The 4,206-nt window shown below is 56.5% G+C and carries 6 protein-coding genes; 4 read left to right on the top strand and 2 right to left on the bottom strand.

All coding sequences use genetic code 11. The features are described from left to right. Together ALO64_RS18625 and ALO64_RS18620 are read right to left on the bottom strand one after the other, a co-directional pair. Window positions 1-249, bottom strand: a 249-nt coding sequence (locus ALO64_RS18625; protein ID WP_157058675.1) for a DUF2177 family protein, incomplete at its 3' end; no start/stop codon positions are given. Between the two features lie 38 nt (window positions 250-287). Further along, complete coding sequence (locus tag ALO64_RS18620; RefSeq protein WP_002554402.1) at window positions 288-1,124, bottom strand: CvfB family protein; 837 nt, start codon at window positions 1,122-1,124, stop codon at window positions 288-290. Window positions 1,125-1,430: 306 nt separating this feature from the next. Here ALO64_RS18620 and ALO64_RS18615 point away from each other — a divergent pair, with 306 nt between their 5' ends. The 4 genes from ALO64_RS18615 (at window position 1,431) to ALO64_RS18600 (ending at window position 4,105) form a co-directional block, all read left to right on the top strand. Then, window positions 1,431-1,619, top strand: a complete 189-nt coding sequence (locus ALO64_RS18615; protein WP_002554403.1) for a hypothetical protein — start codon at window positions 1,431-1,433, stop codon at window positions 1,617-1,619. Window positions 1,620-1,786: 167 nt separating this feature from the next. Then, window positions 1,787-2,299 (top strand): hypothetical protein, encoded by a 513-nt coding sequence (locus tag ALO64_RS18610; RefSeq protein ID WP_004657591.1) that lies wholly within the window; start codon window positions 1,787-1,789, stop codon window positions 2,297-2,299. A gap of 144 nt (window positions 2,300-2,443) precedes the next feature. Continuing rightward, the gene (locus tag ALO64_RS18605) at window positions 2,444-3,172 is read left to right on the top strand and encodes a TorF family putative porin (protein WP_044345082.1); all 729 of its coding nucleotides are present in this window, start codon (window positions 2,444-2,446) and stop codon (window positions 3,170-3,172) included. Between the two features lie 69 nt (window positions 3,173-3,241). After that, window positions 3,242-4,105 carry a DUF6279 family lipoprotein gene (locus ALO64_RS18600; RefSeq protein ID WP_005734008.1) on the top strand — a complete coding sequence of 288 codons (864 nt, stop codon included), beginning with the start codon at window positions 3,242-3,244 and terminating at the stop codon, window positions 4,103-4,105. The last annotated feature ends 101 nt before the right edge of the window (window positions 4,106-4,206 follow it).

Raw genomic sequence — 4,206 nt, 5'->3', positions numbered from 1 at the left:
GAAATTCCTATGCATCAAGGTCGCACGGCTCAGTCGCTGCTCTCTGACCGCGGGCATTACGCCGAAAACCACGACGCCTGCCCCGTAGAGCAGATAGAACGCTATTGCAGGCCCAGCCACGGGCGTGGCAAGCATCAGCGGTCCGAGCCATTCACGGTAGGTCGGCCCCATGAGGACGCCCAGCCACAACCCGTCGAGGATCAGAAACGCCAGTAACGTGCCGAGGTAAGCCGTGAGTATTCTTTTCATGGGACGTCCTTGATGAAATTCCGGGCCCGGGCGATATATCAGACCAGGTCGATACGGTCAGCGTGAATCACGATCTGCCCCTGTTTGTACAACGCACCGATAGCTTTCTTGAAGTTACCTTTGCTGACCCCAAACAGGCCGCTGATGACCTGCGGATCGCTTTTGTCGCTGACTGGCAATGTACCGTTGTTCTCACGCAGCTTTGAGAGAATTTTCGAATTCAGGCTGCTCGCTGCTTCTGCGCCCACCGGCTGCAGGCTCAGGCTGATATTGCCGTCGGCACGGATTTCCTTGATGTAGCCCTTTTCCTGCTTGCCGGCGCGCATGAACTTGAACACTTCGTTCTTGTGAATCAAGCCCCAATGCTTGTTGTTGATAATCGCCTTGAAACCCATATCGGTCGCTTCGGCGACCAGCAGGTCAACCTCCTGGCCGACGCTGTAACTGGCCGGGGTTTTGTCCAGGTAGCGATCCAGGCGCGCGGTGGCGGTGATGCGCCGCGTGTGCTTATCGAGGTAAACATGAACCACGCAGTATTCACCGGCCTGCAAGGTACGCTTCTCTTCGGAGTACGGCAGCAACAGGTCCTTGGGCAGGCCCCAGTCGAGGAACACGCCGATGCTGTTGACTTCAACCACCTTGAGGCTGGCAAACTCACCGACCTGCACTTTGGGTTTTTCAGTGGTGGCGATCAGCTTGTCTTCGCTGTCCAGATAGATGAACACATTGAGCCAGTCTTCATCTTCAGTAGGAATATCCTTGGGGATGTACCGATTGGGCAGAAGGATTTCACCATCCTGCGCACCGTCCAGATACAGACCGAAGTTCGTGTGCTTGACGATTTGCAAGCTGTTGTAGCGCCCGATTAAAGCCATTTCCAGATACCCTCATTGCGTGGGCGGCATTCTACCCGACTTTACCGCCGGGTTCGCGCCGCGTGGCAGAAGGTGCCGACATAGCCTCCACTCGTCAGCTTCCCCGATCGAAACGGATTGACGCGCTCGGGCAGCACAAAGGCTACCAGTCATAAACTTGTCTTTTAAAACAGAGTGTTAGATTTAAATCGCGCAGAGCCCAAGCAGCTCCGCCAAACGGCCGACCTCGGGCGAATGCCATATTTGCCAAGCAATAATCAAGCGTTTCCTGTACTCTGGCTGGCCGTATTACGTTTATGAAGGTAAATGGCAGCCATGCGTATCAAAGCATCCCACTCGAAAGCCAAACCCGCCCCAGCCGTTGAAACGAGCGATTCGATCAACGCGCAGATTGCAGCTTTCCTGAAGTCCGGCGGTGAAATCCAGCAAATTGCCAAAGGCGTGAGTGGCCAGACCTTCGCACCTTCCAAGCAGATCAATCTCGGTAAAAAGTAAAACCGCGCCCTGCCTGTCGATCTCTATGCGCCTTGACGCTCAAGGCGCTAGATTGACGATCCTTCGCTGGATATTCTTCCGGTCACGCTGCTACTCTCTCCTCTGATATCACTATGACCACGAGCTGGTTCACGCTCTGGACGTTATCTCCTTTGTGGAATGCTCGAATGAAGAACTGGATGCTTTTCGGCGCACTTGTCTACCTTGGCGGCTGCGCATCGCACCACTGCGAAAACGGTCCCAATGACAGCCAGCTCACCGACAGCCCATGCCGGGCGGGGCATCTGCTTTATCAGAACGACATGCTCCAGGCCAAGTTGCTGATCAGCGAAGACGACCGCGAAAACTACGAGCTGGCCGAAGCCATGCTGCGCCGTGCCGCACTCGACGACGCATCGGGCGAAGCCGAGTTCTACCAGGCCGTACTGTTGATCCGCCAGCAGGCCGATCAAAAACAGATTATCGAACTGCTGCAGACTGCGGCAAAGCACAAGCATCCACTGGCCATCGCCCTGCTCTCGCAACAGCTGAGCGTCAGCGACCCGAAGCTTGCTGAACGTTACCAGGCCGAGTACTCCCAACTGGACGTTGCCAAGAGCGGCTACCCGTCATTTCAACAGGCGCTGGTAGTGATTCGCGGCCTGGTCATCCCCTCGGCGCGCACCACTGCGGCTAACTGACACACAACGGATCGACGAACGGTGCGCCCGCGGTCCATTTCAACGGTATCCTTGCGAGGCTCTAGCTCGCGGCTTGTGTCGGCTCCTGAGCCATTTTTGATACGCCATCCCTGACCACACTCCTCGCAGATCAAGGAGTGAGCCATGCTCAGCCATCGCTTACATGTGCTGTCTTTCAGCGCCATGCTTGTCTGTCAGTTCGTCTCTGCCCAGGTTCTGGAGCGGGATTTGGGCGACTTCGACCTGAAACTGGCAACTACGCCCACGCGCAGCATGGCGCAAGGCCTTGTGACGCCCAGCGGCGGCTCGGGCTCTTTTCATGGCGGACTGGACCTGACCCACGAGAGCGGCTTCTACTTCGGCCAATGGGCACCAAACATGGGTTTTGCTTCCGATTCAGGGATGGAACTTGACTCCTACATGGGCTTCAAGAAACCCTTCGATAATACCTTGGGCTATGAACTGGGGATGATTCGTTACAGCTACCCCGATACCAGCCAGATCGACAGTCACGAGTTCTACGCCGGACTGCGCATGCGAAACAGCCGCATCGGCGCAGCATTCAGTAACGATGTTGGCACACGCGACAGCACGGTATTTGTCGACCTGGGGGCTATCGAGCAACTGGGGGTGGGCGTGCGCATGCAGTACGCCAATCATCAGTTTGATACCCCGCAATCTTCCGCCGACGGCGGGTTGATCAACGGTTTCAACGACTGGTCGCTGAACCTGTCACGCCCCTGGCTGGGCATTGACATGAACCTCATCTACAGCGGCTCAAGCCTGAGCGGCGGCGATTGCAGTGTCTACAGCGGCCACAACGCGCGCTGTGAAGGGACGTTTACGCTCAAAGCGGTGCGCTCGTTCTTTTAAAGGCTCAAACCGGTTGAACTGCCAGACGCTACACTCCTCTACTGCACGTCAGTACGCCAAGGAGTTGTCATGCAGTCTTTATTCAAAGCCCTCATCACCCTGTTGATGACCACTGCGCTGCTTGCAGGATGCAATCAGGTTGGACTGGCGTATCGCAATCTCGACGTCATCATCCCGTGGACGCTCAGCGACTACCTGGACATGAATTCGGAACAGAAAAGCTGGCTGGATGTGCGCCTCAAGCAACACTTGAGCTGGCATTGCAGTACCCAGTTGCCGGAGTATCTGACCTGGCTGGACAAGCTTGAGGATATGGTCAAAACCGACCAGGTGACGTACGAGGGGCTGGAGGCCCGCACTCGCGAAGCCAAAGAGGCGATAGCGAAAATATCGAAGGAAATTACCCCGTCTGCTGTGGAATTGCTCTCGCGCTTTGATGACAAGCAAGTGCAAGAGATGCAGGAGTCGTTTGCCAAGGATCAGCGTAAACGTGAAAACAAATACCTTGAGCAACCGCTGGAACGCCAGGTTGCCGAGCGCGCCGACCGCATGCAAAAACGCCTGACGCCATGGATAGGCAAGCTGAATCAGGCGCAGAAAGACCGGATTCAGGCCTGGTCCGCCTCGCTTGGCGAGCAAAACAAGGCGTGGATTGAAAACCGTACTCGCTGGCAGAACCTGTTTCTGGCGACCGTGCAACAACGTCAGGCAAGCGATTTCCCGCAGCGCATCGCCGCACTGTTGCAAGACCGTGAGACCTTCTGGACGCCCGAGTACCGCAAGGCGTATGACCAGACCGAGAAGGCAGCGATATCGCTGATTGTCGACGTTACCGCCATGAGCACACCGGAACAGCGTGCAAAACTGCTGAGCCGCATCGCCGACATGCGCAAGGACTTCACTGACCTGGATTGCCTCAAGTCACAGCAGTGATCCGATAGCACTCCAACCATCGCGCCCTCCCGCTGTCGTGCCACCTGCGCCCAGACATGCGCGTGCGGTGCGGAGCAAAATCGTGACGCGGAGCGTCAACA

The sequence above is a fragment of the Pseudomonas meliae genome (assembly GCF_001400515.1).
In the GTDB taxonomy this organism is placed as follows: Bacteria; Pseudomonadota; Gammaproteobacteria; order Pseudomonadales; family Pseudomonadaceae; genus Aquipseudomonas; species Aquipseudomonas amygdali.
Note: the sequence above shows the minus strand (reverse complement) of the source record. Positions and strands in the feature narration are given on the sequence as shown.

Coding starts and splice junctions, on each gene's coding strand:
- ALO64_RS18605 (WP_044345082.1), top strand. CDS start 2,444: ATGCTCAGCCATCGCTTACATGTGCTGTCTTTCAGCGCCATGCTTGTC.
- ALO64_RS18610 (WP_004657591.1), top strand. CDS start 1,787: ATGAAGAACTGGATGCTTTTCGGCGCACTTGTCTACCTTGGCGGCTGC.
- ALO64_RS18615 (WP_002554403.1), top strand. CDS start 1,431: ATGGCAGCCATGCGTATCAAAGCATCCCACTCGAAAGCCAAACCCGCC.
- ALO64_RS18620 (WP_002554402.1), bottom strand. CDS start 1,124: ATGGCTTTAATCGGGCGCTACAACAGCTTGCAAATCGTCAAGCACACG.
- ALO64_RS18600 (WP_005734008.1), top strand. CDS start 3,242: ATGCAGTCTTTATTCAAAGCCCTCATCACCCTGTTGATGACCACTGCG.